Origin of the sequence: Sagittula sp. SSi028 (assembly GCF_048553715.1) — a bacterium.
Lineage (GTDB): Bacteria > Pseudomonadota > Alphaproteobacteria > Rhodobacterales > Rhodobacteraceae > Sagittula.
Map to the genome: position 1 here is coordinate 170,420 of NZ_JBLZNC010000007.1, position 26,481 is coordinate 196,900.

General features: G+C 63.3%; 25 protein-coding genes. 18 read left to right on the forward strand and 7 right to left on the reverse strand.

From position 1 onward, the window contains the following. The first annotated feature begins 75 nt into the window (after positions 1-75). Positions 76-789, forward strand: a complete 714-nt coding sequence (trmB, locus tag ACN5AZ_RS14655; RefSeq protein WP_419429633.1) for a tRNA (guanine(46)-N(7))-methyltransferase TrmB — start codon at positions 76-78, stop codon at positions 787-789. Here trmB and ACN5AZ_RS14660 read toward each other — a convergent pair. Beyond that, a complete protein-coding gene (locus ACN5AZ_RS14660; protein ID WP_419429634.1) occupies positions 765-1,124 on the reverse strand; it encodes a CBU_0592 family membrane protein in 360 nt (119 codons plus the stop codon). The two genes, trmB and ACN5AZ_RS14660, sit on opposite strands and share 25 nt — an antisense overlap. A 212-nt stretch (positions 1,125-1,336) precedes the next feature. On the opposite strand from ACN5AZ_RS14660, the gene aroA reads away from it, so the two are divergent. The 17 genes from aroA (at position 1,337) to ACN5AZ_RS14745 (ending at position 19,631) form a co-directional block, all read left to right on the forward strand. Beyond that, positions 1,337-2,680: a 3-phosphoshikimate 1-carboxyvinyltransferase gene (aroA, locus tag ACN5AZ_RS14665; protein ID WP_419429635.1), complete on the forward strand. Its 1,344-nt coding sequence runs from the start codon at positions 1,337-1,339 to the stop codon at positions 2,678-2,680. 62 nt (positions 2,681-2,742) lie between these two features. Then, positions 2,743-3,186, forward strand: coding sequence for a hypothetical protein (locus tag ACN5AZ_RS14670; RefSeq protein ID WP_419429636.1), 444 nt, complete (start codon positions 2,743-2,745; stop codon positions 3,184-3,186). Positions 3,187-3,243: 57 nt separating this feature from the next. After that, on the forward strand, positions 3,244-3,858 hold the full coding sequence (locus tag ACN5AZ_RS14675; protein WP_419429637.1) for a (d)CMP kinase: 615 nt from the start codon (positions 3,244-3,246) through the stop codon (positions 3,856-3,858). A gap of 294 nt (positions 3,859-4,152) precedes the next feature. Further along, a complete protein-coding gene (locus ACN5AZ_RS14680) occupies positions 4,153-5,253 on the forward strand; it encodes a transporter substrate-binding protein (RefSeq protein ID WP_419429638.1) in 1,101 nt (366 codons plus the stop codon). After that, positions 5,250-5,852: an ANTAR domain-containing response regulator gene (locus ACN5AZ_RS14685; RefSeq protein WP_419429639.1), complete on the forward strand. Its 603-nt coding sequence runs from the start codon at positions 5,250-5,252 to the stop codon at positions 5,850-5,852. Before ACN5AZ_RS14680 ends, ACN5AZ_RS14685 begins: the two co-directional genes overlap by 4 nt. Further along, the gene (locus ACN5AZ_RS14690) at positions 5,845-6,735 is read left to right on the forward strand and encodes an ABC transporter permease (protein WP_419429640.1); all 891 of its coding nucleotides are present in this window, start codon (positions 5,845-5,847) and stop codon (positions 6,733-6,735) included. Before ACN5AZ_RS14685 ends, ACN5AZ_RS14690 begins: the two co-directional genes overlap by 8 nt. Continuing rightward, positions 6,735-7,655 carry an ABC transporter permease gene (locus ACN5AZ_RS14695; RefSeq protein WP_419429641.1) on the forward strand — a complete coding sequence of 307 codons (921 nt, stop codon included), beginning with the start codon at positions 6,735-6,737 and terminating at the stop codon, positions 7,653-7,655. The genes ACN5AZ_RS14690 and ACN5AZ_RS14695 overlap by 1 nt, the downstream gene beginning before the upstream one ends. 78 nt (positions 7,656-7,733) lie before the next feature. Continuing rightward, on the forward strand, positions 7,734-9,353 hold the full coding sequence (locus ACN5AZ_RS14700) for an ABC transporter substrate-binding protein (protein WP_419429642.1): 1,620 nt from the start codon (positions 7,734-7,736) through the stop codon (positions 9,351-9,353). Positions 9,354-9,357: 4 nt separating this feature from the next. Next, entirely contained in the window at positions 9,358-10,317 is a 960-nt protein-coding gene (locus tag ACN5AZ_RS14705; protein ID WP_419429643.1) for an acetamidase/formamidase family protein, read from the forward strand. Continuing rightward, positions 10,314-12,095, forward strand: coding sequence for a dipeptide ABC transporter ATP-binding protein (locus ACN5AZ_RS14710; RefSeq protein WP_419429644.1), 1,782 nt, complete (start codon positions 10,314-10,316; stop codon positions 12,093-12,095). Before ACN5AZ_RS14705 ends, ACN5AZ_RS14710 begins: the two co-directional genes overlap by 4 nt. A 173-nt stretch (positions 12,096-12,268) precedes the next feature. After that, positions 12,269-13,273, forward strand: a complete 1,005-nt coding sequence (locus ACN5AZ_RS14715) for a LacI family DNA-binding transcriptional regulator (RefSeq protein ID WP_419429645.1) — start codon at positions 12,269-12,271, stop codon at positions 13,271-13,273. After that, positions 13,270-14,289, forward strand: coding sequence for an extracellular solute-binding protein (locus ACN5AZ_RS14720; RefSeq protein WP_419429646.1), 1,020 nt, complete (start codon positions 13,270-13,272; stop codon positions 14,287-14,289). The genes ACN5AZ_RS14715 and ACN5AZ_RS14720 overlap by 4 nt, the downstream gene beginning before the upstream one ends. Before the next feature lie 67 nt (positions 14,290-14,356). Then, positions 14,357-15,181 (forward strand): ABC transporter permease, encoded by an 825-nt coding sequence (locus tag ACN5AZ_RS14725; protein WP_419429647.1) that lies wholly within the window; start codon positions 14,357-14,359, stop codon positions 15,179-15,181. 3 nt (positions 15,182-15,184) lie between these two features. Next, the gene (locus ACN5AZ_RS14730) at positions 15,185-15,961 is read left to right on the forward strand and encodes an ABC transporter permease (protein WP_419429648.1); all 777 of its coding nucleotides are present in this window, start codon (positions 15,185-15,187) and stop codon (positions 15,959-15,961) included. Beyond that, positions 15,954-16,967 (forward strand): ABC transporter ATP-binding protein, encoded by a 1,014-nt coding sequence (locus tag ACN5AZ_RS14735; RefSeq protein WP_419429649.1) that lies wholly within the window; start codon positions 15,954-15,956, stop codon positions 16,965-16,967. Before ACN5AZ_RS14730 ends, ACN5AZ_RS14735 begins: the two co-directional genes overlap by 8 nt. Beyond that, positions 16,964-17,866 carry a nucleoside hydrolase gene (locus ACN5AZ_RS14740; RefSeq protein WP_419429650.1) on the forward strand — a complete coding sequence of 301 codons (903 nt, stop codon included), beginning with the start codon at positions 16,964-16,966 and terminating at the stop codon, positions 17,864-17,866. The genes ACN5AZ_RS14735 and ACN5AZ_RS14740 overlap by 4 nt, the downstream gene beginning before the upstream one ends. Next, complete coding sequence (locus tag ACN5AZ_RS14745; protein ID WP_419429651.1) at positions 17,853-19,631, forward strand: adenine deaminase; 1,779 nt, start codon at positions 17,853-17,855, stop codon at positions 19,629-19,631. The genes ACN5AZ_RS14740 and ACN5AZ_RS14745 overlap by 14 nt, the downstream gene beginning before the upstream one ends. Positions 19,632-19,678: 47 nt before the next feature. Here ACN5AZ_RS14745 and ACN5AZ_RS14750 read toward each other — a convergent pair whose 3' ends face one another. From ACN5AZ_RS14750 to uxuA, 6 genes are all read right to left on the reverse strand, one after another. Further along, complete coding sequence (locus tag ACN5AZ_RS14750; protein ID WP_419429652.1) at positions 19,679-21,106, reverse strand: mannitol dehydrogenase family protein; 1,428 nt, start codon at positions 21,104-21,106, stop codon at positions 19,679-19,681. Between the two features lie 39 nt (positions 21,107-21,145). Continuing rightward, entirely contained in the window at positions 21,146-22,432 is a 1,287-nt protein-coding gene (locus ACN5AZ_RS14755; protein WP_419429653.1) for a TRAP transporter large permease, read from the reverse strand. Then, complete coding sequence (locus ACN5AZ_RS14760; protein ID WP_419429654.1) at positions 22,429-22,941, reverse strand: TRAP transporter small permease; 513 nt, start codon at positions 22,939-22,941, stop codon at positions 22,429-22,431. Before ACN5AZ_RS14760 ends, ACN5AZ_RS14755 begins: the two co-directional genes overlap by 4 nt. A 69-nt stretch (positions 22,942-23,010) precedes the next feature. Further along, on the reverse strand, positions 23,011-23,985 hold the full coding sequence (locus ACN5AZ_RS14765) for a C4-dicarboxylate TRAP transporter substrate-binding protein (RefSeq protein WP_419429655.1): 975 nt from the start codon (positions 23,983-23,985) through the stop codon (positions 23,011-23,013). 28 nt (positions 23,986-24,013) lie between these two features. After that, positions 24,014-25,210 (reverse strand): AGE family epimerase/isomerase, encoded by a 1,197-nt coding sequence (locus ACN5AZ_RS14770; RefSeq protein WP_419429656.1) that lies wholly within the window; start codon positions 25,208-25,210, stop codon positions 24,014-24,016. After that, a complete protein-coding gene (gene uxuA, locus ACN5AZ_RS14775) occupies positions 25,207-26,418 on the reverse strand; it encodes a mannonate dehydratase (RefSeq protein ID WP_419429657.1) in 1,212 nt (403 codons plus the stop codon). The genes ACN5AZ_RS14770 and uxuA overlap by 4 nt, the downstream gene beginning before the upstream one ends. Positions 26,419-26,481 lie beyond the last annotated feature (63 nt).

Consider the following 26,481-nt stretch of genomic DNA (forward strand, 5'->3'; position numbering starts at 1 on the left):
GGCGCGCCTTTCGTTTTTTGCCTGTGTGCTGCGAGATATGTTGAGCCGCGCCGCGCATCGCGGTAAAGCGCGGGCATGACCACGTCGAACAAACACCCCGATGCGCCATGGCGCAATTTCTATGGCCGCGTGAAGGGGAAGACCCTGAAGGCCTCGCAAGAGACATATCTGCAGGAAGATCTGGATGCGCTGTCGCCCGGCGCGGTGGATTGGGATGTAAACCCCGAGCGGGTCGATCTGGATCTGGATGAATTGTTCGGCGGCAAGCCGGTCTGGCTGGAAATCGGTTTCGGCGGGGGCGAGCATTTGGTGCATCAGGCATCGTGCTACCCGGACGTGGGCATCATCGGATGTGAGCCATTCATGAATGGCGTGGCCATGTTGCTAGGCAAGATCCGCAAGGCGGGTGTAACAAACCTCCGGGTGCATCCGGGGGATGTGCGTAACCTTTTCGATGTGCTGCCGGCGCAAAGTCTGGACAAGGCATTTTTGCTGTACCCAGACCCTTGGCCGAAAAAACGGCATCACCGTCGGCGGTTTGTGACACAGGAACATTTGCTTCCTTTGGCGCGGGCGTTGAAGTCTGGCGCCGAATTCCGCGTCGCGACGGACATCCCCGACTATGTGCGGCAGACATTGCTTGAGGTGCCGAAGGCGGGCTTTGAATGGCTTGCCGAAGGGCCGGATGATTGGCGCATCCCTTGGGAGGACTGGACCAGCACACGCTATGAGCAAAAAGCCTTGCGCGAAGGGCGGGTGCCGCACTATCTGACGTTCCGACGGACGTAAGACCGGCGCTCGGGTCGGCTTCGTGGGCGTGGCAAGGGGATGATATTGTCCCGGTGTGCTTTGTGCCGTGGCCTGCGGCGTGAATGCATGCGCAGGGCCAGCGCCGCGCCGCTGATCGACAAGTAGAAGGTCTGCAACACAGCCGTGGCCAGATTGAACTGCGCTGCGAGGGACGTCAGTACGCAAGCGGCTGCGAGTGTGTTCAGGGCGTAAAATCGCGCGGTTTCCGAGGTATGAATCTGGAGCGCGAGCATGGTGTAATTCGTTATATAGGCGCATGCACCCAAGACACCGATGCCGGCGAGCACATCGGTTGGAAACGGGATGTCGAACATGACGATCTCCGAGCTTTGAAATGGTTTGACCCGATGAACGGCGGAAAAATTGCCGAGGGCGCGCGATCTGTAATGCCCCTTGGTTTGCCACCGCTGTACGAACGGCTCAAGTCAGGTATTCCGTAGCCCATCGCGCCCGCGCCGTGCAGTTGCGGTGGACGCGCGGTGATGTGCGCGCTATCAGGCAGCGACGTTTTGACAGGAGTGCCCCGATGTCCGCCCATGGTGACCCGATTCCGATGACTGCCCACCGCTCCGGTCCGCTGACTGGTGAGGCGCACGTGCCCGGCGATAAGTCGATTTCGCACCGGTCCTTGATCCTTGGCGCGATGACTGTGGGCGAGACCAAAGTGACCGGCCTGTTGGAGGGTCAGGATGTTCTGGACACAGCCAAGGCGATGCAGGCCTTTGGCGCGCAGATCGAAAAGCGTGACGACACATGGCATGTGCATGGCGTGGGGGTTGGCGGCTTTCTGGAGCCGGAAAATGTCATCGACTGCGGGAACTCCGGCACGGGTGTGCGCCTGATCATGGGGGCCATGGCGACCTCTGCGATCACTGCGACATTTACGGGCGATGCGTCACTGAACAAACGTCCCATGGCGCGGGTCACAGATCCTTTGGCGCTGTTTGGGGCAAAGGCCTATGGCCGCACTGGGGGGCGTTTGCCGATGACCATCGTGGGGGCACGTGACCCGATGCCGGTGCGCTACACCACCCCTGTGCCGTCGGCACAGGTGAAATCCGCCGTACTGCTGGCGGGGCTGAACGCGCCGGGCGAGACCGTCGTGATTGAGCGCGAGGCAACCCGCGACCATTCCGAACGGATGCTCGCGGGCTTCGGTGCCAATATCCGGACAGAGGACAGCCCCGAAGGACGTGTTATCACGCTGCAGGGCCGCCCCGAGTTCAAACCGCAAACCATTGTCGTGCCGCGTGATCCGTCATCAGCGGCTTTCCCGGTCTGCGCGGCTTTGATCACCGAAGGATCGGATGTTCTGGTCCCCAATATCGGACTAAACCCGACCCGCGCGGGGCTGTTCTTCACGCTGCAGGACATGGGGGCCGATCTGGTTTTCGAAAACATGCGCGAAGAAGGCGGCGAGCCTGTGGCCGATCTGCGCGCGCGGTTCTCGCCCGACCTCAAAGGGATCGAAGTGCCCGCAGAGCGTGCCGCCTCGATGATTGACGAATACCCCATCCTGTCGGTTGTTGCGGCCTTTGGCGAGGGCAAGACCCATATGCCGGGCGTCAAGGAATTGCGCGTCAAGGAATCGGACCGGATCGACGCCATGGCGCGGGGCCTGCGTGGTGCAGGTTTGCTGGTTGACGAGGGCGAGGACTGGTGGACAGTGCACGGCTTGGGTCATGGCAATGTGCCCGGCGGCTTCACCGCACAGACGTTTCTGGATCACCGCATTGCCATGTCCTTCCTGATCCTTGGCATGGCCTCGACCAAGCCGATGTCCGTGGATGATGGCCAACCGATTGCCACGTCCTTCCCGATATTCGAATCGCTCATGGGCGCGTTGGGCGCGCGGATCGAACGGACGTGAACCCGCGCCGCGATCCTGTCCGGTGGATTGCCGGTTTAGGTGCGGCGTGCGTGTTTGCGGTGATGGCGGGGCTTATGTTGTGGCGGATCGAACCGCTGGCCGGGTTTCTGCCACAGGCCAGCTGGCACTACACGACGGCCGATCTTGCGCGCTTTGCCTCTGCCTTGCACGACAGCGGGCAAGGCGCGTTTTACCGCAATGTGCTGCGTCTGGATCTGGTGTTCATGGCGCTTTGGGCCGTTTGGGTCATGCGGGCCTTTGGTGACAGACCAAGGCTGGGCCTTGCGATTGCCGCCTTGCCGCTGGGCTGTGATCTGGCCGAGAACATCATTCTGGAACAGCAACTCGCTTGGGCCTTGGGGCGCAGCGTCCCGACCGACTGGACAGCCTATGCGCCATTGTTTGATCGCGACACCGCCGTGCCCTTCACGCGCGCCAAAACGCTTCTGTTTTCTGCCGTGACCCTGTGGCTGCTTGCGCGGGATTTTCGCCGAAGGACAGGCTGACACTTTTCCTGCGCGCAAAGCGTTGATAAGCATCAGCCCCGAGCACGGAGAACCGCCATGAGCTTTGCAGTTGCGATCGATGGACCCGCCGCCAGCGGCAAAGGGACAATTTCACGCGCGGTCGCGGAACATTTCGACTTTCTGCATCTGGACACGGGCCTGCTCTACCGCGCGGTCGGTCGCCAGATGCTCGACGGTACGCCGGCAATTGACGCGGCAAGGTCCCTGCGCCCGGAGTGGCTGGATGATCCCGCTTTGCGCACGGCCGACGTAGCGCAGGCGGCGTCCAAAGCCGCTGCAATTCCCGACGTGCGGGCGGCCTTGGTTGATTTCCAGCGCGCCTTCGCCCGCCGTGATGGCGGCGCGGTTCTGGACGGGCGCGACATTGGCACGGTGATTTGCCCCGATGCAGAGGCGAAGCTATTTGTCATCGCGGCGCCAGAAGTACGGGCCCGCCGCCGCTGCGCCGAGCTGCGCAGCAAAGGGTTCGACGTAGACGAAGAGCAGGTGCTCGAAGATCTGCGCATCCGCGATGAACGCGATATGAACCGGCCCGACGCGCCGCTACGCCCGGCGGAGGACGCTGTCATGCTTGACACGACGGATATGTCTATCGCGGACGCCGTGGCGCGCGCAATCGCTTTGATCAACGATCTGCGCGCCCGCACCTGACGCCCACATCAAGCCACAGCTTTTGCTTTTTCTTGGTTCAAATACCTAATGTGCAAGGGGCATATCACGCGATCACTGCCATGATACGTTCCGGATCTGGCGATTTAACAGCAAGTCCTGCCTAAAATCTGAACAAATTTTACGTGCCGCCCGCATTCATTGTCATAAATCTTTGACAGATCGCGCGAGGCCGTACACGATCAACCCAACATATTCGGCATTCACGCCCCGTGTCTCGACCTGTCCTTAGCGGACGGGCCCGGACGCGGGGCGTTTTCGTTTCTGGAGCATTGCGTGACCCGCCTTATCGACCTCGGCCTGCTGTTTTCCACCACCGGACCCTACCAGCTGATGGGGCAGGCCAGCCTTGCCGGTGCGATGAAGGCGATCTCGCAGGTGAACGCCGACAACAGTCTGGCGATCCGGTTCAATCCGGTGGCCCGTGATCCGGGTGGCGATGTCGATGCCTATGCCCCCATGTGCGAGGATATCCTGCGCTCCAGCACCGCGCGCCACGTGATCGGATGCACCACCTCATGGAGCCGCAAGGAAGTCATTCCCAGCCTCGAACGCATGGGCGGCGTGCTGTGGTATCCCACCCCTTACGAGGGGTTCGAGGCATCAGATCGCGTGGTCTATGCCCATTCCTGCCCCAACCAGCATCTGCTCCCGCTGCTGGACTACTGTTTTTCCACATTCGGCAAGCGGCTCTACCTCACCGGATCGAATTACATCTGGGGCTGGGAGATGAACCGCATCGCGCGCGAGATCAGCGGGCGCAACGGGGCAGAGGTGTTGGGCGAACGCTATTTGCCCATCGGCTCTACCGATATCGCCCGCATCGTGGACGAGATCACCGTGCTGAAGCCCGATTTTGTCCTCAACCAACTGATCGGCCCGTCGCAATATGCGATGCTGGATGCCATCGCCGCGCTGCGGGCCAATGATGCCCATTTCACAGAGGGCCGCTGCCCCGTTTTGTCGTGCAACATGACAGAGGCAGAGCTGCCGATGTTGGGTGCGTCGGCCGAGGGTGTGATTGCCGCGGGCCCGTGGTTCAAGGACCAGTCCCCCGCACTGCCCGGCAATGAGGGGCGCGAGGATTTCGGGTCCTCCTTCGAGGCGGCGGCCCATGCGTCGGTGATGATGTTGGCGCGGCTTTTGTCACTTGCCCCCGGGGCGGATGATCTGTCCTTGCCCGATCTGCTCGCCCTGCCGGGGGCCGAGGCGGTGGGCATCAGCCCGCGCACCCACCATGTGTCGTTGCCCGTCTCCATTGCGCGGGTCGAAGGGGGCGCGTTCCGTCCCCTGCGGGTCACAGGCCCGATTGAGGGCGACCCCTATCTGACGGCAGCGCGTCAATCCGGCCAGCCGGTCTTGCGGGTGGTGACATGAGACGCAGGCTGTCCATTCCCGAACTGGGCGGGGCGCGCGCGGTGATCCTGCACCGTCCCCATGCCACGGTTGCCGCGCTCACACGCCAGTTGCATGCGGTTGGTCTGCAGGTCGACTGCTGCTGGCCGGATCTTCCGGCATCGGTGCATGGGGCGGATTTTCTGTTTCTCGATGTCGACACGGCCTATGACGACCAGTTCCCGTGGACTGCCGGAGAGGCCCCGCTGCCCACCATCGCCCTGATCGGGTCCGAGGCACCGGGCCGTATCGAATGGCTGATGAACTTCGGCGCCGATGCGCAGATCCTGAAACCTGTGGGGGACAATGGCGTCTATTCGGCGCTGCTGATCGCGCGTGCGACCTTTGACGCGCGGATCGGGCAGGCGGGCGAGATCGACAGCCTGCGCCGCCGCCTTGGGCAGCGCCAGACCGTTGTGCAGGCGGTCACGCTGCTGGCTGCACGCGGCAAGACCGAAGACGAGGCCTATGAACAGCTGCGCGCCATGGCGATGGCCTGGCGCATCAGCTTCGAGGAAGCCGCCGCCCGCATCGTTGCCAAACCGGATGCCTCTGCCACAAAGGAGCGCGACAATGGTTGATGTCAGCCACGGGCCACAGCCAGTCTCGGCCCCCTCGGGCGTGCTGCGCCGCCTGCTGCGTCGCAAGCTCGCGCTGTTCGGCTTGGCCATCATTGCGATAGTGGTGGGCGGGGCCGTCTTTGCGCCATGGATCGCGCCCTTTGCCCCTGATGAGCAACTGTTCGAGGGGCTGACCCTGTTCGGCGAGCCGCTGGCCCCCAATGCGACCTTCTGGATGGGCACCGATCTGCTGGGCCGCGATCTGTTTTCCCGCATGCTCTATGGCGCGCGGACCTCGCTGATCATTGGCGTGGTGGCCAATGGGGTCGCGCTGGTCATCGGCACGCTTGTGGGCGTGCTGGCGGGGTTCCTGCGCGGCTGGTTCGGGGCCGTGCTGATGCGGTTCACCGATCTGATGATGGCCTTTCCGGCGCTGTTGCTGGCGATCTGTCTCGCGGCGATCTTTCAGCCGTCGCTTTGGATCGTCGCCATGGTGATTGCGCTGGTGAACTGGGTCCAGACCGCGCGCGTGGTCTACACCGAAACCACATCTCTGGCGGAGCGGGAATTCATCGCCGCCGAGCGGACGCTGGGTGCCTCGCGCGGGCGCATCCTGTTTCGGCATATCCTGCCGCATCTGGTGCCGACGCTGATCGTCTGGGGCACGCTGGGGATTTCGGTGACCGTGCTGCTAGAGGCAACGCTGTCTTTCCTTGGTGTGGGGGTTCAGCCGCCAACGCCAAGCTGGGGCAACATCATCTTCGAGAACCAGACCTACTTTCAGGCCGCGCCTTGGCTGGTCTTTATCCCGGGGGCTGCGATCTTGTTGCTGGCGCTGGCATTTAATCTGGTCGGCGACGCGCTGCGCGACGTTCTGGACCCGACCCAAAGGGGGAACGACTGATGGCGGGGTATCTGACCAGACGGCTGATCCAATCCGCACTGATCCTGCTGGGGGTGAGCTTTATCACCTTTGTGTTGCTGTTTGTCCTGCCCGCCGATCCGGTGCGCCAGATTGCAGGCCGGTCGGCCACCGCGCAAACCGTGGAAAACATCCGCACGCAGCTGGGATTGGATCAACCCATGCTGGTGCAATACTGGCGCTATCTGACCGGTCTGGTCCAAGGCGACATGGGCCGCAGCTATCTGCAAAAGACCGAAGTCTCGACCCTGATCGCGGCGCGACTGCCTGCGTCGCTGCTGCTGATGGCGGGCGGGATCGCCTGCGAGCTGGTAATTGGTCTGACCCTCGGCGTGGTGGCTGCGGTCTTTCGCGGCAGACCGTTGGATCAGGGGCTGATGGTAACGTCCTTCGTTGCGGTCAGCGCGCCGCAATTCGTGGTGGGGCTGTTGCTGCTTTATGTCTTTGCAGTGCAACTGGGCTGGTTCCCTATCGGTGGATACGGGACAGCGGCGCATCTGGTGCTGCCTGCGGTGACCTTGGGCATTATGGGGTCGGGGTGGTACTCGCGCATGATGCGGTCAAGCATGGTCGATGTGCTGCGGCAGGATTACATCCGCACCGCCCGCGCCAAGGGGCTCACCCGCGCCCGCATCCTGATGCGCCACGCGCTGCCCAACGCCATCCTGCCCATTATCGCCATGATCGGCATCGATATCGGCATTTTCATGGGCGGGATCGTCGTCGTCGAAAGCGTCTTTGGCTGGCCGGGCATCGGACAGCTCGCATGGCAGGCGATCCAGCGCGTCGACATCCCCATCATCATGGGCGTCACCATGGTCTCGGCCACGGCCATCGTGCTGGGCAATCTACTGGCCGACCTTGCGACCCCGCTGATCGATCCGCGCATCAAGCTGCGCTGACCCCGAGATACCAACCGGTGTCGCGGCATCACGGGCCGCGCTGCCTCATAACACACCAAACCGACAGGGAATAATGATATGAAAAAGTTACTTCTTTCCACAGCATTGCTGGCGGCCGGTGCATTTGCCGCACAGGCGCAGGACTACACCCCCGATCCCGACGCGACGCCGGGCGGGATGATCACCGTAACCTACAAGGACGATGTGGCCACGCTGGACCCGGCCATCGGCTATGACTGGCAGAACTGGTCGATGATCAAATCGCTGTTCGACGGCTTGATGGATTATGTCCCCGGCACCACCGAACTGCGCCCCGGTCTGGCCTCTGCCTACGAGATCTCCGAGGACGGGACGGTCTTTACCTTTACCCTGCGCGAGGGGGTGACCTTTCACAACGGGCGCGAGATGACCGCCGAGGATGTGAAATACTCGCTTGACCGCGTCACCACGCCGGAAACGCAATCGCCGGGCGCGGGCTTCTTTGCCTCAATCGCGGGCTTTGACGAAATCTCCAGCGGCGAGGCTGACAGCCTGTCCGGTGTCGAGGTCGTCGATCCCATGACGGTCAAGATCACCCTGTCGCGGCCAGATGCCACCTTCCTGCATGTGATGGCGCTGAACTTTGCCTCGATCGTGCCCAAGGAAGCAGTGGACGAACATGGCACCGATTTCGGCAAGCATCCTGTCGGCACCGGCGCTTTCAAGCTGGATGAATGGTCCATTGGCCAGCGTCTGGTCTTTGCCAAGAACGAAGATTACTGGCGCGACGGTGTGCCGTATCTGGACGGTGTGACCTTCGAGGTCGGTCAAGAGCCCATTGTCGCGCTGCTGCGTCTGCAACAGGGCGAGGTCGATGTGCCCGGTGACGGCATCCCCCCCGCAAAGTTCCAAGAGGTGATGGGTGATCCCGAACAGGCCGCGCGCGTCGTCGAAGGCGGCCAGCTGCACACGGGCTACATCACGCTGAACGTGGGCATCGCGCCGCTCGACAAGCTGCCCGTGCGCGAAGCCATCAACATGGCCATCAACAAGGACCGCATCACCCAGATCATCAACGGGCGCGCGGTGCCTGCAACCCAACCGCTGCCCCCCACCATGCCCGGCTACACCGACGGCTATGACGGCTTTGCCTTTGATGTGGAGGCCGCAAAGGGCAAGCTTGAAGAGGCAGGTGTGGGCAACGGTTTCTCGACCGAGCTTTACGTGATGAACACCGACCCCAACCCGCGCATTGCGCAGGCCATCCAGCAGGATCTCAAGGCGATCGGTGTGGACGTGGACATCCGCAGCCTCGCACAGGCCAATGTGATCGAGGCCGGCGGCGCGGGCGAGGCACCGATGATCTGGTCCGGTGGCATGGCGTGGATTGCAGACTTTCCCGATCCGTCGAACTTTTACGGCCCGATCCTTGGCTGTGCCGGCGTGGGCGAGGGTGGATGGAACTGGTCCAAGTTCTGCGATGAAAGCATCGATGCCATGGCGACAGCGGCCGACAGCATGACCGATCCCTCCGCCCCTGAACGGTTGGAGATGTGGTCCGATGTCTACATGAAGGTGATGGAGCAGGCCCCGTGGGTGCCGGTGTTCAACGAGCAGCGCTACACCATGAAATCCGCGCGGATGGGCGGCGATGATGCGCTCTATGTCGATCCGGTCTCGATCCCGGTGAACTACGACTACGTGTTCGTGACAGAGTGATCCCATGTGCAAGGCCTGTGATTACACGATCCACGGCGCACAGCACCATTTCGGCTGGGACAACTCCGTTGCCCCGGTCGCGACGGTCGCGCCGGGAAGCACGATCTGCTTCAACTGTATGGATTCATCGGCGGGCCAGCTTGGCCCGTCGAGCACCGTCGCCGATGTTGCCGCGCTGGATTTCGGCAAGATCAACCCCGTCAACGGTCCGATCTACATCGACGGGGCCGAGCCGGGCGACGCACTAAAGATCACGCTCGACGGGTTCGCGCCGCGCGAACAAGAGGGCTCTGCCTGGGGCTGGACGGCGAATATTCCCGGCTTTGGTCTGTTGGCGGATCAGTTCACCGATGCCGCGCTGACGATCTGGAAGTATGACGCCGCCACGATGGAACCTGCGCTTTGGGGCGATATGGGCCGCGTGCCTTTGAAACCCTTCACCGGGACCATCGGTGTGGCACAGGCGGAGCCGGGGCTGCATTCCATCGTGCCGCCGCGGCGCACGGGTGGCAATCTGGACATCCGCGATCTGTCCACCGGTACGGAAATCTACCTGCCGGTCGAGGTCGCAGGCGCGCTGTTTTCCGTGGGCGACACCCATGCCGCCCAAGGCGACGGCGAAGTCTGCGGCACCGCCATCGAAAGCCCGATGGACGTGACGCTGACGCTGGATCTGGTCAAGGGGGCAGACCTGAAGATGCCGCGCTTTACCACGCCCGGTCCGGTGACCCGTCATCTTGATGCCAAGGGGTATGAGGTCACTACCGGCATCGGCCCCGATCTGATGAGCGGCGCGCGCGATGCCGTGGCGGGCATGGTGGATCTGTTGTCGGCGCGCTACGGCATGTCGGCGGTGGACGCCTATATGCTGGTGTCCACCTGCGGGGATCTGCGCATTTCCGAAATCGTCGACATGCCCAACTGGGTGGTGTCCTTCTACTTTCCACGGATGGTTCTGGAATGACGCAGGCCCGTAATGCGACCGCCCCCACGGGGGCGCTTGCGCCGCTTTTGTCGGTGCGTGATCTGACCGTGTCGGTCAGGGATCGCGGCGTGGTGCGCCCGCTGGTGGCGGGTCTGTCCTTTGACGTGCAGGCGGGCGAGACTCTGGCCATCGCGGGCGAAAGCGGGTCGGGCAAGTCGATCACCTCGCTCGCGCTGATGGGGCTGTTGCCCAACAACGTGACGGTCAGTTCCGGCACGGCAAAGCTGGGCGGTGTCGATCTGCCACAGCTGCCAGAGGCAGAGATGCGACGCTGGCGCGGCTCACGTGTGGCGATGATCTTTCAAGAGCCGATGACATCGCTTAACCCGGTGCACCGCATCGGCACGCAGATGATCGAGGCCTTGCAGGCCCATGACAGCCTGTCGCGTCCCGCCGCGCGTCAGGCAGCAATCGATGCGCTGACGCGGGTGCGCATATCAGAGCCCGAGCGGCGCATGTCGCAATACCCGCACGAGTTGTCCGGCGGGATGCGGCAGCGCGTTATGATCGCCATGGCGCTCGCGCTGCGCCCCGAATTGTTGATCGCGGACGAGCCGACAACTGCGCTGGATGTCACCGTGCAGCGCGAGGTGCTGGAACTGCTGCGCGACCTGCAGGCGGAGATCGGCACGGCGATCATCCTGATCACCCATGATATGGGTGTGGTCGCGGAATATGCGGACCGCGCGGTGATCATGCGTCAGGGGCGCATGGTCGAATCCGGCACCGTGGCAGAGATCTTTACCGCGCCCGAACACCCCTATACCCGCGATCTGCTGGCCGCTGTGCCGCGCTTGGGCGATGGCGGCAGGCGTGGCAAACCGCAGCCACCGGCCGCGCCCGTTCCCGTGGCGCGTCTTGTCAGCGCCGAGGTCGGTTTCGACATCGGGGCCAATTTCTTTGGTCGCCCGACCCACCGAGTTCACGCTGTGGAAAATATCAGTTTTGACATCCGCCCCGGCGAGACCTTTGGCCTTGTGGGGGAAAGCGGCTGTGGCAAATCCACGGTCGCAAAGGCGCTGACCGGACTGGTGCCGCACAAAGGTCATATAGAGGTCGCCGGTCAGGCGCTGAACGGGCTGACAGAGCAAGGCAGGCGCGACATCTGCCGCGATATCCAGATGGTGTTCCAAGATCCGATGGCCGCGCTGGACCCGCGCATGACCGTCGGGGACGCGGTGGCAGAGCCGCTGTTGATCCACGGCATCGGCAGTGCCGAAGATCGCCATGCCCGCGCGGCAGAGCTGTTCCAGCGCGTCGGTCTGACAAAGGCGCAGATGACCCGCTATCCGCATGAGTTTTCCGGAGGCCAACGCCAGCGTATTTGCGTGGCGCGCGCCTTGGCGCTGCGGCCCAAACTGATCATCTGCGACGAAAGCGTGTCTGCGCTGGATGTATCGGTGCAGGCGCAGGTGCTGGGCTTGCTGGATGAGCTTCAGCGCGAAACCGGTCTGTCCTACCTGTTCATCAGCCACGACATGGCGGTGGTGGAAAACGTGGTCGACCGGCTGGCGGTGATGTATCTGGGCCAGATCGTCGAGGCAGGCACCCGCGATCAGGTCTTTGGCAATCCGCAGCACAGCTACACCCGGCGTCTGCTGGAGGCCGTGCCAGTGCCGGATCCTGCGCAGCGCGGACGCGAGGTTGCGCGGTCTTCGGGGGATATCCCGTCCCCGATTCTGCCGCTTGGCCAAAAGCCCCGGCGGGTGACACTGCGCGACATCGGACAGGGGCATCTGGTGGCAGGCGAAGCCTGACGCCGATTCTGCGCGCGTTTCAATCAGCCGGATGGTGCGCGCGCATCACCTTCGTTCTGCCCAAGGATTGTGCAGCGCTCATCGTCTTCATGCTTATGCAGTGATTAATCGTTTAATTAAGCGTTGACCCACGGTCAGCACCCCGATTAATCGATTTACCAAGGGGAAGCTGAATGACCAGTATCAAAAGCATTGCACAGGATATGGGCGTCTCAACCGCTACGGTATCCAACGCCTTGTCAGGCAAGGGCCGCGTGTCTGTGGCCCTGGCCGACCGGATCAAGGCGCGGGCCGCCGAGCTTGGCTATCAGCCCAGCACCGCCGCACGCGCGCTGAAAACCGGCCATAGCGGAATACTCGGGCTTGTGATGCCGGATATGACAAACCCGCTGTTTCCGCGTATCGCCCAACAGTTGTCGATTGCCGCCGAGGCGCGGGGCCTTGGCATTCTGATCGGCGATTCCCGTGGCAGCGAGGCGCGCCAGACCGAGGCGATCAAGGCGCTGATCGGGCGCGGTGTCGACGGGCTGGTTGTTGTCCCGCAAAAGGGGACCTCTCCGGTCGTGCCCACCTTGCCATCTGTTACCATCAACACAGGGTCGGACCCGCGCAACACCGTGTCGGCGGATCACGCGGGCGGCGGCGCGCTGGTCGGGGCCCATATCCGCGAATTGGGCCACCGTCAGGTTGTGATCCTTGGCGGCGATCCGGTGTCCGATGTGCAGCGCGACCGCGTCTCCGGCATGATTGCAGGTCTGGGGGCAGGGGTCCGGTACGATGTGGTCTGGGGCGAACATGGGCTGGTGCGGCTGCGCGGCCTTGCCCAAGAAGGTGCCAGCGCGGTGCTTGCGACCTCTGATCTTTTGGCGCTCGCGGCGCTGTCGCAATTGCACCGTTCGGGATTTTCGGTCCCCGAGGACATCAGCCTGACAGGGTTTGACGATCTGCCCTTTGCCTCGTTCACCAATCCGCCGTTGACCAGCACGGCGCAGGACATGACGCAGATCGCGGAATGCGCGCTTGCAGCCCTGACCGGGCAGATCAGTGGCCAGCCACGGCCCGAGACCGGAAAACTGGTGCCCATGCGGCTGGTGCCGCGCGGCTCATCGACCACGGCGAAATGCCTGACCACACCAACCCCACAAACCCCAACACCCCAACAGGAGAGACTGACATGAAAGCCCTTCCAATCACCGTACTTGGCCTTGCAGGCGTGCTGGGCTCTGCCGCGCAGGCGGCGGACAAGACGCTGACCATCTCGGTCTATTCCTTTGCCCAAGACGCCTACAAAGAGGCGCTGTACGACCCGTTCGAGGAGATCTGCGGCTGCGATCTGGTGGTGGAAACCGGCAACAGCGTCGAACGTATGGCCAAGATCGAGGCAAACGCCGCCGATCCGGTGGTCGATATGGCCGTCATGTCGACGCAGGACGCGCTGAGCCTGTCGCGCAAGGGGCTGATCCAGCCCATCGATGCGGCCAAGCTCGACAGTTTCGACAGCCTGTATGACAGCGCCAAAGACCCCATCGGGGACAACATGGCGGTGGGCTACACCTATTACGCAAGCTCCATTGTTTACCGGTCCGATCTGGTCGAGGTCACAAGCTGGGCGGATCTGCTGTCCGACGATCTGGCCGGTCAGGTGGCGCTGCCCAACATCACCGGCACCCAAGGGCCGCTGACCGTTATGATGATGGGCAAAGCCATGGGCATGAGCGACGACTATGCCCCTGTGATCAGCGAAATCGGGGCGCACGCGGATGACATCGTGACTTTCTATTCGCGGTCTTCCGAACTGGTGCAGCTGATGAACCAGCAAGAGGTGATCGCAGCGCCGGTGGGTCGTTTTGCATGGGGCAGCTTTGCCAATGCGGGCCTGCCCTTTGCCTGGGCGGAACCTGCCGAAGGTCAGGCCGGTGGCATGAACGTCATGATCCTGACCAAGGACAACGGCAACGAAGAGCTGGCCTATCAATTCATGGACTACTGGCTGTCGGCCGAGGTTCAGGCCAAGATCGGCAACCTGATGATCGACAGCCCCGCCAACCGCGAGGCCGTGCTGACAGACGAAGCCGCCGCCAACATGACCTACGGGGCCGAGCTGATCGAAGCGCTCAATATCATGGCGCCCGAGGCCGTGCTTGAGCAGCGCGAGGCATGGGTCGACCAGTGGAACGCCGAGGTGATCCGCTAATTCGACACGGCGGGGCCAAACGGCCCCGCCTGCCTGCGGCCTCTCCCCCACGCACAAAGGATGTGACATGTTTCGCAACACCCGCGAAGGGCTGGCGCTTGCCTTGCCTGCTGCGATCTTTTCCGCGCTGCTGTTCTTGCTGCCCGTGGGCATTCTGCTGTCCGAGGCCTTTCGCGGCGAAGGCACGGGGTTCTCGATCCGGGGCTACGTGGACTTTTTCGCCGAACCGCTGAACCGCACGGTGTTCTTGCGCACGTTGAAGCTGGGCGTCTTGGTGGCAGGTGTTGCAGCGGTAATCGGCTATGCGGCGGCGTTCTGTATCGTGAACCTTGATGCGAAATCACGCGGCAAGGTCTTTGGCATGGTGGTTTTGCCGCTGATGATCTCGCCGGTGGCGCGCACCTATGCGTGGATCGTGATCCTTGGCCGCACGGGCATCGTCAACCAGACCATCACGGGGCTGGGCCTGTCGGACACGCCCTTGCGGCTGCTTTTCACCGAAACGGCGGTGTTTCTTGGCCTTCTGCAACTGTTCTTGCCGCTGATGATCATCTCGTTGGTCTCGGCCATGGAAAACATCCCCCGCGATGTGATCCCCGCCGCCCGTGTACTGGGCGCAAGCTGGATTGCGGTTTTTTTCAAGGTGATCCTGCCCCTGACCAAGGAGGGTCTGGTGATCGGCGGCACGCTTGTCTTCACCGGGGCGCTGACCGCTTATATCACGCCCGCGATCCTTGGCGGATCCAAAGTGCTGATGCTGGAAACGCTGCTGTATCAGCGGGTTAACGTCTCCAATGATTTCGTCTCCGCCAGCGTGATCGCGATGATCCTGATCGTCATGTCCTTTTCCGCGAACCTTCTGCTGAAGCGTCTCGCCACAGCGCGGAGCTGACCCATGCGCCATTTCGCAAACTGGACCATTCTGGGTCTGACGCTGACCTTTCTGATCGGCCCCTTCGTGATCATCGTGCTCGCCGGTGCGTCTGATACGAGCTATCTGGCCTTCCCGCCGCAGGGCTTTACGCTGGATTGGTATCTTAAGGTGTTCACCATCGACAGCTTTCGCGCGTCGTTTGCGCTGTCGATGGCCTTGGCGGTGTTTGGCACGTTGGCCGCGCTGCTGATGGGGGTGCCGGCGGCCTATGCGCTGAACCGCTACGACCTGCCGGGGGCCGAAACCCTGCGCACCATCGTGGCCGCGCCAATCATCGTGCCGGGGATCATCGTGGGGCTGGCGTTGTTGCGCTATGTGGTGGTGCCCACGGGGGTGACTGTGACGCTGGCGCTGTTCATGGCGCATACGGCGCTGGTTTTGCCCTATGCGGTGCGGGTGGTGTCGTCATCCATGCACAACCTGCGCGCCGATATGGAAGAGGCCGCCGTCCTGTTGGGCTGCACCCGGCTACAGGCCTTTGTCAAAGTTGTGCTGCCAAATATTCGCGGCGGGGTGCTTGCGGCCTTTATCCTCGGGTTTGTGACCTCGTTCAATCAGGTGCCGGTCTCGCTGTTTTTGTCGGGTCCGGGGGTGCGCACGCTGCCGATCGACATGCTCGCCTATATGGAAATCACCTTCGATCCGTCCGTGGCGGCGCTGTCTGCCTTGCTGGCCTTCATGTCGCTGGCCATCGTTTTCACTGCCGAACGTCTGCTGGGGTTCTCTCGCTATGTCTGACACCTTTGTCCAACTTTCCGATCTGACCCTCAGCTATGGCTCCACCGTCGCGGTGCCGAACCTTGATCTGTCGATCCGCGAGGGGGAGCTGATCGCCCTGCTTGGCCCGTCGGGCTGCGGCAAGACCACCACCATGCGCGCCATCGCCGGATTGCTGCAGCCCAGCGGCGGCAGCATCGCCATTGACGGGCGCGACGTGACCCGCGTGCCGGCCAACAAACGCGGTATTGGTCTGGTGTTCCAAAGCTACGCGCTGTTCCCGCACCTCAGCGCTTTCGAGAACGTGGCCTTTGGCCTACGCCTGCAAAAGCTGCCCGCCGCCGAGATTGCCGCCCGCACCGCCGAAGGGCTGGCCACCGTTGGGCTGACCGGATTTGAACGCCGCAAACCTGCCGAGATGTCGGGCGGCCAGCAACAGCGCGTGGCGCTGGCGCGCTCCCTGGTGATGCGCCCCAAAGTGTTGCTGCTGGACGAACCCCTGTCCAACCTCGACGCGCGCCTGCGGTTGGAGATGCGGACCGAATTGCAGCGCGTGCAGAAGGAAACCGGCATCACCATGGTCTTTGTCACCCACGATCAGGCAGAGGCGCTGGCCCTCGCCGATCGTATCGTGTTGATGAAAGACGGCCGTATCGAGCAGCTTGGCACACCTGCGGATCTCTATGCCCGTCCCGACAGCGCCTTTGCGGCGGATTTCATGGGGTTCGAGAACATCTTCGCGCTGGAGGGGGACACGCTGGTCTCCGATCACGGGCGTCTGGCCGTGGGCTACGGATCAGAGGCCCCCTATCTGGCATGGCGTCCCGATGCGATCACGGTGGGCGCGGGGCCGCATGACGGGCGCGTCGCGGCCTGCAGCTTTGCCGGGGGCCACCGCGAATATGTGATCGACAGCCCCTTGGGCCAGATCAAGGCCGATGCGCCGATTGCCGTGCCACAGGTGGCGCTCGGGGAACGTATTGCCTTTGATCTGCCGCAAGAGACCGCGCGCGAGCTGATGCGATGAACCTCTGGGTCGACACGGATTACGGGTTTGACGACCTTTGGGCGCTTTTGCTGCTGCGTCATTACGGGATCAGACCTGCGGGGCTGTCGCTGGTGGCGGGCAATGTGCCCTTGCCGCAAGTGATCGCCAACGCAGGCGGTGCCGCGCAGGCCTATGGGCTGGACATGCCTGTCCATGCAGGCGCTGACCGGCCTCTGGTGCGCACGCCCGAGACGGCGGAACGTATTCTGGGCCCCACCGGCATGCCGACGCGCGGGCGCTGTCTGCCAGAGGTTGCGGGATTTGCCCCGCCCGATGACGGGGTCAGCGCGCTTGGCGCATGGCTGCGGCAGGGCGATGACCCCAAGGTGGTGCTTGCGCTGGGACCTTTGACCAACATTGCAGAGCTGATCGCTCAGCACCCCCAAGCGGCGCGGCGTATCACGCGGCTGGTATGGATGGGCGGCAGCGCGGGGGCGGGCAACCATTCCCCGCTTGCGGAATTCAACGCGCTGGCCGATCCGGAGGCGCTGCACCGCGTCGCCGCCTCTGGCATTGCGATGGACGTTGTCGATCTGGAAATGTGCCGCCAGATCCGGTTTGATCCGCAGGATCTGCCGGACTGCGACCCGTTGTCTGCGGATCTTCTGGGGGGCTATCTGGATATCGCCCTGACCCGTGGCCGCAAAGATATGGCGATCTATGATCCTACGGCCGCCATGGCCGTTGTCCGCCCCGAGGCATTCGAGTTCGCGCCGATGGCGGTGGAGGTGTCCATCACAGCCGATGCCACCTATGGCGCGACCCGGTTCACGCCGGACCCGTCATCGCGCTTGCGTCTTGCGATGCGAGCGCGCGGCAATTTGGCTGCTGACTGCCTCGCGGTGTTTTCAAAAGGGGCTGACAATGGGCTTTCCTGACGACCTGAACGACCCTCAATTGCGGGGGCGGGCTGTGCAGGCCGCGCGAGGCCAGACGCCCTTTGATCTGTTGATCACCGGCGGGATTGTGCTGGACATGGTGACAAGCCAGTTCCGGCGCGCCGATGTGGGGGTTGTCGGGCCGCTGATCGCCAGCGTGCATGAACCCGCAGATGATTTTGCCGCCACCCAGACGCTGGATGCCACGGGGCAGGTGATCGCGCCGGGCTTCATCGACACCCATATGCATGTGGAAAGCTCCATGGTGACAGTGGCCGACTATGCGGAAGCTGTTGTGCCGCGTGGTGTGACAACCGCCCGCTGGGACCCGCACGAGCTGGCCAATGTCGCGGGCACCGCTGGGCTGGACTATGCCGTGGCCGAGGCGCAAAATGTGCCGCTGCGCCTGTTGCCCCTCATGCCGACCTGCGTGCCCTCGGCCCCCGGATATGAACAAAGCGGCGGCGATTTTACCCCTGCCATCGTCGCGCAGTGGCTATCGCGCGATGACATCCACGGCGCAGCCGAGCTGATGACCATGCAGCCGCTGCTGGAAGGCGACAGCCGCGTGCGCGGGATCGTTCAGGCTGGGCTGGACAGTGGCAAGCCGGTCTGCGGCCATGCCCGCGGGCTGGTTGGCGCGGATCTCAACGGCTTTGCTGCCGCCGGTATTGAGACCGACCACGAGCTGACGGGGGCTGCGGACCTACTGGCCAAACTGTCCGCCGGGTTCACCATCGAGCTGCGCGGCTCGCATCCGCATTTGCTGCCAGAGCTGGCGCAGGCATTGGTTGATTTGGGCGAACTGCCGCAAACGGTGACCCTGTGCACCGACGATGTGTTCCCCGATGACCTGCTGACCAAGGGCGGACTGGACGCGGTCATTCGCGTGCTGATCGCCTGCGGCTTGCCGACGGTCTGGGCCTACCGCGCCGCCACGCTGAACGCGGCCACGCGCATCGGGCGGATGGATCTGGGGCTGGTTGCGCCGGGACGGCGGGCCGATCTGGCGCTGCTGGGCGATCTCGATCAGGTTCGCGTCGAGACCACGATCATCGACGGCCAGATCGTGGCGCAGGACGGGCAGCTGTGTCAGGCACCGCCACGCGCCCCCGTGCCAGAGCCATTGCGCCACAGCATGAAAATCGCACCTGTGACGCCGGAGGCTTTCGAGGTTTGGGCGCGCGGTCCCAACGCGCGCATCGCGACCCTGTGCAAACCGCGCTTCCCGCAGTGGGGCGAACGCATTCTACCCGTGCGCGACGGTCGGGTAGACCTGCCAGACGACATGATCCGCATGGCCATTCAGAACCGCCATGGTGCGGGGCTGCCCATGCGGGTGGCGTTTCTCGAAGACTGGGGGACATGGCGCGGGGCCTTTGCCAGCAGCGTTTCCCATGACAGCCACAACCTGACAGTGTTCGGCCGCGACCCTGCGGATATGGCCGCCGCTGCTGACGCGGTGCGCAAGGCCGGTGGCGGGCTTGCGGTGGCGTCGGGTGGCGCGGTGCAAGCGGTGCTGCCCTTGCCCATCGCGGGGCTGATGAGCACGGCCCCCCTGTCCGATCTCGCGCATGATTTTGCCGCGCTGCGCGCAACGCTCGACAGGCTGGTCGATTGGGAGCCGCCGCTGCTGGTGTTCAAGGCGCTTTTTGGCGCGTCGCTGGTCTGCAACGCGGGCCCGCGCCTGAGCGATCTTGGGCTGGTCGACGTGTTCGAGGGGATCTTGCGCGAAAGCTGTGTGCTTGAAGACGGGTTAAGCTGACGCAGAAGTGTCTGCGCGCGCCGAAGAGACGCGCGCAGGGCGTGCTTTTACGACAGAACCGCTGTGATCGCGTTGCGCGCGCCGTGGGTCGTAACAGATTGGTAGGCGGCGCGGATTGCGTCTGCAAAGCCGGGCTTGGCCGCAAGCTCTTGCGGGAAAATCTCGCGCAGGGCCAGCAGCTTGTCGACATAAGCATCGCCTGCTTTTTGCGCGATCCCGGTCAGGGTCGCCGCCATAGGGTCCGCCAAGGTATTCCCCGCATCCACCGTGGTTTTCACATGGGCCATCCAGCCTGCCACGGCGAGTGCCTGCAGCGGGCAATCGCGTCCAGCGTCGATATTCGCCGCCATCGCCGCGAGGATCCGTTGCGGCAGCTTGACTGAAGTGTCCGTGGCAATCTGCGCGGTCTTGTGGTGCAGACGGCTGTTGGCAAAGCGGGCGAGCAAGGCATCGGCATAGGCGGCCAGATCCACCCCTTCGAGCGGCGCAAGGGTGACTGCCTGTTCGTTCATCATCAGCGCGCGGGTGGCCTGCACAAACAGCGGATCATTCATGCAGTCCGCGACCGTGCGATGACCCGCAAGTGACCCCAGCGTTGCCAGAAACGTATGCGCCCCGTTGAGCATGCGCAGCTTCATCTCCTCGAACGGGCGGACATCGCTGACAAGCTGTGCGCCAACGCTGTCCCACGCGGGGCGGCCGGCGGCAAAATTGTCCTCGATCACCCATTGGCGGAAGGGCTCGCAGATGATGCCATTGGGGTCGTCATGCCCTGTCACCTCGGCCAGCAGGCTGGCCCCTGCGCTGTCCAGTGCGGGGACGATCCGGTCGACCATGGTGGCGGGAAAGGTGACGTTTGCCGCGATCCAATCGGCCAGCGCCGCATCCCGCAGGCGGGCAAACTCCAGCACGGCTGCGCGCGCCAATACCCCGTTTTCCGGCAGGTTGTCACAAGACAGCACCGACAGTCCGCCAAGCCCTGCAGCCTGCCGCCGCGCGAGCCCCTCGACGATGATGCCAATGGCGGTTTTCGGGGCTTTTGGTGCGTCCAGATCCGCCTGAATGCCGGGGTGGGCGCGGTCCAATGCGCCGCCCGACAGGCAATAGCCCTTTTCCGTGATGGTCAGCGCGACAATCGACATATGCTCGCCAGCGAACAGGTCCAGCAAGGCATCGCGCCCGTCGCGCAAGGGATGGCACGTGCCGCAGATGACACCGATTTCGCGGGCCGTCATCTGGGTGTCGTCCGCCTCGATCACGGTGAAGCGGTGGTTGGCTGCGTCCAACTCGCTCAAGGCCTCTGCGCCGGAATTCAGGCGCACCGCGACCACACCCCAATCGCCACCCTGTGCGTCCAGCACCTCTTGAAGGTAGACGAATTGATGCGCGCGGGCAAAGGCGCCAAACCCGATATGCAGAATGCGCGGTTTAAGCGCGGCGTGATCCAGCGTGCTGGGCAATTGGGTGATGTTCATGGTCATCCTCCGGAATGGGTGAACCGCCACAGCGGGCGATTACATAACAAGGTTGGGCAGATACATGACCACGCCTGGGAACAGGATCATCAGCACCACCGTGAGCAGAACCGCCGCCACAAAGGGGATCGATTCCACGGTGTAGTCCTTGTACGAGCAGCGCAGAATGCCGCAAACGGTGAACATGGACACTCCCACCGGCGGCGTCATACCCCCGAAGGTCACCAGCGTCATCATGATCAGGCCGAAATGCACAGGATCGATGCCCGCAGCGGTGATCACCGGCACAAGGATCGGCGTCAGCAACATCACCAGAACCGTGGCCTCGATCAGCATGCCCATGGCCAGCAGAAAGCCCGAGACGACAAACAGCAAAACCGTCGGGTTGGAAAACGCGGTCAGCGCGAATTCGGCGATCTCTTGGGGCACCCGTTCAAAGGTGATGACATAGCCAAAAGTGCCCGAGAACATGATGATCACCATGATCATGCCAATGTCGTTGAGCGTGCGGATACAGGCATCGATCACGCCCTTCAGCGTCAGCTCGCGGTAGATGAACATGCCCACGATCAGCGTGTAGGCCACCGCGAATGCGCCTGCCTCGGACGGGGTGAAGATGCCGAAACGAATGCCCAAAAGCAGCCAGATCGGGAAAAGCACGGCCCAAAATCCCGTGCGCAGCGCGCTGCCCACTTCGCGCAAGGTGGGGGCGCTGTCGCGTTCGGGCTTATAGTCGCGGCGCACGGCCACAAAACGGGTGGCCAGCATCAGCGCCACAGTCAGCAGCACGCCCGGCACGATACCGGCAATGAACAGCTTGCCGATGGAAACCTCGCCCAGATAGCCATACAGGATCAGCCCAAGACTGGGCGGAATGGTGGCTGTCACAAGCCCGCCGATGGCAAGGATCGCACCGGTGAAGCCCGGCGAATACCCTTTGGCCACCATGGGCAGACCGATCACGCGCGCCTGCATGGCGGCATCCGCCACGGCCGAGCCCGATACACCGCCCATCATGGCGCTGAGCAGCAGCGATGACTGCGCGAAACCACCGCGCATCCAGCCCGCCAGCGTCGTCGCCAGCGCGATCAGCCGGTGCGTGATGCCCGCGCCATTCATCAGGTTGCCAAGCAGGATAAACAACGGCACGGCCAACAGCGGGAAGGACTGGCTGACGGCGACGATACGTTGCACGGCGGTTGAATCCGGCAGGAAGGTCCCCGGCAGCAAAAAGAATGACGTGCCCGCGATACCGATGGCAAAGCCCACGGGCATGCCGATCACGATCAGCAACAGGGCTGCAACCAGAATAAGTGTGGAAATCACAGCAGCTCCTCCGCGTGGGTGTGACCGGTTTCGTCGGCATCGGGTTCAAACAGGCGCACCAGTCCCGAAGACCAGATGCGCCGCGCAAAGGACACGATCAGCAGCGCCGACCCCACAGGCAGGGCCAGTGTGACCAGACCGTAGCTCAGCCCCGATGCGCCCAACTCGCGCTGCCAGTTATTCATCGCAAGGTGCCAGCCGTGCCAGACGATGAACCCCAGAAACGGCAGCATCAGCAGCATGGAAAACACCGCCAGTGCGGCGCGCGCGCGCGCGGGCAGCAGGTCGACCAGAACCGTCACCCGAATATGTTCACCGGACCGTGTCGCGATATCCGCGCCCAGCATCACGGCCCAGATCAGGCAAAGCTGTGCGTATTGCGGCGCGGCCATCAGCGGCTGCCCGATGCTGCGACCAATCCCCGATGCCAGAACCGCCAGCACGACACCGGCCAGCGCCAGCAGCGCGATTGCCCGCTCGAGCTGGTCGTAAACTCTCCAAAACGCCATGGCCTTGCCTCCCCTTACGAAAGGACCGCCCCGTCAAGCTGAGGGGGCGGTCCGAATGTGGTATTACGCTTATTCCGCCGACAGATAGGGTTCGAGCGCCGCGCGCGCCTCTGTCAGACCGATTTCCGCGTAGACGGGTTCGACGGCCTCGCGGAAGGGGGCGATGTCAACCTCGTTGAATTCCACACCGGCCTCTTCCATCAGGGCCTGCACTTCGGCCAGCTTGCCCACGGTGCCTTGCGTCGCTTCCTCTCCGGCTGCGAACAGCTCTTCGTCGAGGATGGTGCGCAGGTCATCGGGCAGGGACTGGTACCAGCTGTCGGAGGTCACAAGACCGGTGAACAGCTGGATGTGGTTGGTAAAGGCCACGTTGGTGGTGACTTCGTGCAGTTTGATGCCATAGGCGCCGGTCAGCTGGGCTTCGGCTGCGTCAATCGCGTCAAGCTGCAGACCGGAGTAGACCTCGGACCACGGCATGGGGGCAGGGGTCGCACCCATCGCCTTGATTGTGGCGACCCAACCGGGCGCGTCGATGGTGCGCATGCGGATGCCTGCCAGATCTTCCGGCGTCTCGATCTTTTTGCGGGTAAAGGCCTGACGGGTGCCTTGGAACCAGTTGTAGTTCAACAGACGCAGATTGGTGTCTGCGGCCAGCGTATCGACCCAGCCCTGATAGGGCTCGGACGCGGTGATTTTGGCATAACCGGTGTAGTCATCCACCAGATAGGGCGCGGCCAGAATGCCCAGCTCTTTGCGGAAAGGGGCCAGACGTCCGGCGTCGACCAGAACCGCGATCGGCGCGCCATTGCGGATCTGTTCCAGCACGTCGTTGTCACTGCCCAGCTGCGAGCTGGGATAGACGGAAATCTCGATCCGGCCGTCCGAGCGTTCCTCGATCCGCTCTTTGGCGGCTGCCATCGCTTCGGCCATCGGGTCCGAGGCGGGCTGGGATGTGGACAGCGCGAGACGGAAATCCTGCGCCAGTGCCTGTCCGCCGGTCAGGGCAGCGGCTGCGATCAATGCGGATGTCAAAAGGGTCTTCATGTTCTCTCCTCCATGAACAGGTCAGTCTTTAAATCCGAGCCATGGGCTCCTTCAGCGTCCAGGCGCCGGACAGCGCCCCTTCGGTGATGAAAATGGCCATGTGATACAAAACGCGGGTCAGACCGTCGGCCCAGACCACGGCGCCGTTTGCGTCCAACTGGTTGACCCATTCCGCACGCGCATCAGCGGCGAAGTAGTGGCCAAAAATAATGTCCGCGATACGGGTCAGCGCTGCCATATGGGCGTCGTCGTCGGTAAGGCGATACATCATCGCATGAAACTTGCCCGCTTCGGTCAGCGGCCACAGCAGGTGCGTGTCCTCGATCACGGCACCAGAGGTGGCAAAGGCGTCAAAGGGCGCATCTTTGAGCGGGCCATCGCTGCGCAACCCGCAACGGGCGGCAAACGCGGCCAGTTTTTCCGCGTGACGGTCCAGACTTTGATCGCCCGTCAATTGACCGTAGCGCAGGTAAAGCCACGCCCATTCGTACTGGTGGCCCGGCTCGCAGCGCTGGCCAAGCGCGCTGGCCATCGGGGTCAGATCAGGGGCCAGAAATTCGCGCATCCCGCCGTTCAGCGGCTCGATAAAGTAATCGGCACCGATCTCCAGCAGGCGTTTGGCGCGGTCCGCCCAATCCTGCGCGCCGGTCATCTCGAAGCACTGCAGATAGGTTTCCGCCATATGCATATGCGGGTTTTGCGCACGGGTGTCGCCGTCTTTCGGCCCGTCGCGGCCCATGGCATCGTTTTCCCACAAAGCGCCGGTCGAGGGGTCGGTCAGCGCCGCATCGATAAAATCGCGGCAGGCGGCGATCTCGGCATCTGTCACCGCGCTGGCGTCGGCTTTTTGCAAGGTCACCAGCCCAAGCAGGACAAAAGCGAAATCATAGGTGCGGCACAGGTCCTTGTCCGCCGATCCATAGGCGCGTCCATCGCCGCGGATCGCCATGCGGCAGCCGCCTTCGGGGCGGATCAGATGATCCATCATATAGGCTTTGATGCGGGCGGATTGCGCGATCAGCGTCTGGTCCTGTGCGGCAAGGCCAAGATGGGCGAGGGTGAACACCGTGCGCGCCTGCGCCCATGTGGTGATCTCTTCGCGCGGATCGCCCAGCTTTTCGATCACCGGCGCGGGCTCGGTGCCGTCGCTGATGGCGATGGCAAGCCACGCGGGCATGAAATCCGGCACGAAACGCGCCGCAGCCTGTGCGCCTGAGACGGTCATGGGCGGGCCTCCCCGTGGGTGATGGCGGCCATGATGCCGCGCAGTTCGGCCAGCCCCTTCAGGCGACCGATCAGCGGGTAGCCCGGCTGGCCGGTGCGTCCCAGATCGTCAACGATGTCTTGCCCGTGATCGGGGCGCAGCGGGATCGACCAGTCGGCGCGGCCCTCGGCGCGGCGGCGGGTTTCCTCGGCATGTACGGCCTTGAGCAGCGCAACCATATCGGTGCCCCCTCCTAGGTGCTCTGCCTCGTGGAACGAACAGGGCGTGCCTTCGGTCTCGCGGGTGACATTGCGCAGATGCAGGAAATGCACGCGCGGGCCAAGGCGTTCCATCATGCCGGGCAGGTCATTGTCGTCGCGTGCGCCCAGCGATCCCGAACACAGCGTCACGCCATTGGCGATGCTGTCGACGCCGTCGAGGATCGCCTGATAGTCCGCCTCGGTCGAGACGATGCGGGGCAGGCCCAGCAGCGGAAAGGGTGGGTCGTCCGGGTGGCAGCACAGCCGCATGCCAAGGCGCTCTGCCTCGGGGATGACCTCGGACAAAAAGTCGATCATATGGCGGCGCAGTTGATCGGCAGAGATGTCATTGTATTCGGCCAAATGGCGGCGCACATCGGCGAGCGAGAAATTCTCGGCCGCGCCGGGCAAGCCGCAGACGGTGTTATGGGCAAGCGCCGCGCGGCGGTCCGCGTCCATCCCATCGAACCGGGTCTTCGCCTGTTCCGTGATCTGAGCCGGAAAGCTGTCGGCAGCGCCGTCACGTTCCAGAATGTAGATGTCGAAGGCGGCAAAATCGACGATATCAAAGCGCATGGCCGTGCCGCCATGCCCCACGCGCCACGCCAGATCGGTGCGCGTCCAGTCAAGCACCGGCATGAAATTGTAGCAGATCGTCGAGATCCCGGCATCGGCCAGATTGCGCATGCTGTCGCGCCATGTGTCGATATGGGCGCGCCAATCACCGGATTGCTTCTTGATGTCCTCGGACACGGGCAGGCTTTCGACCACATCCCATGCGATCCCCGAGGCGCTGCCATCGCGGCGCGTCGCAATCTCGACCTGTCGCTTGGCAATCTCTTGCGGCGTCCACAACGCCCCTGTCGGCACGTGATGCAGCGCGGATACCACGCCTTGCACACCGGCCTGCAACATATCATCGACGCCCACGAAATCTGCGGGGCCGAACCATCTCCAACACTGCTGCATCGTCTCCTCCACGTTGCTCGGATCATTAACGTGATTCTGGCACGTAATACAAGTATGGTAGTC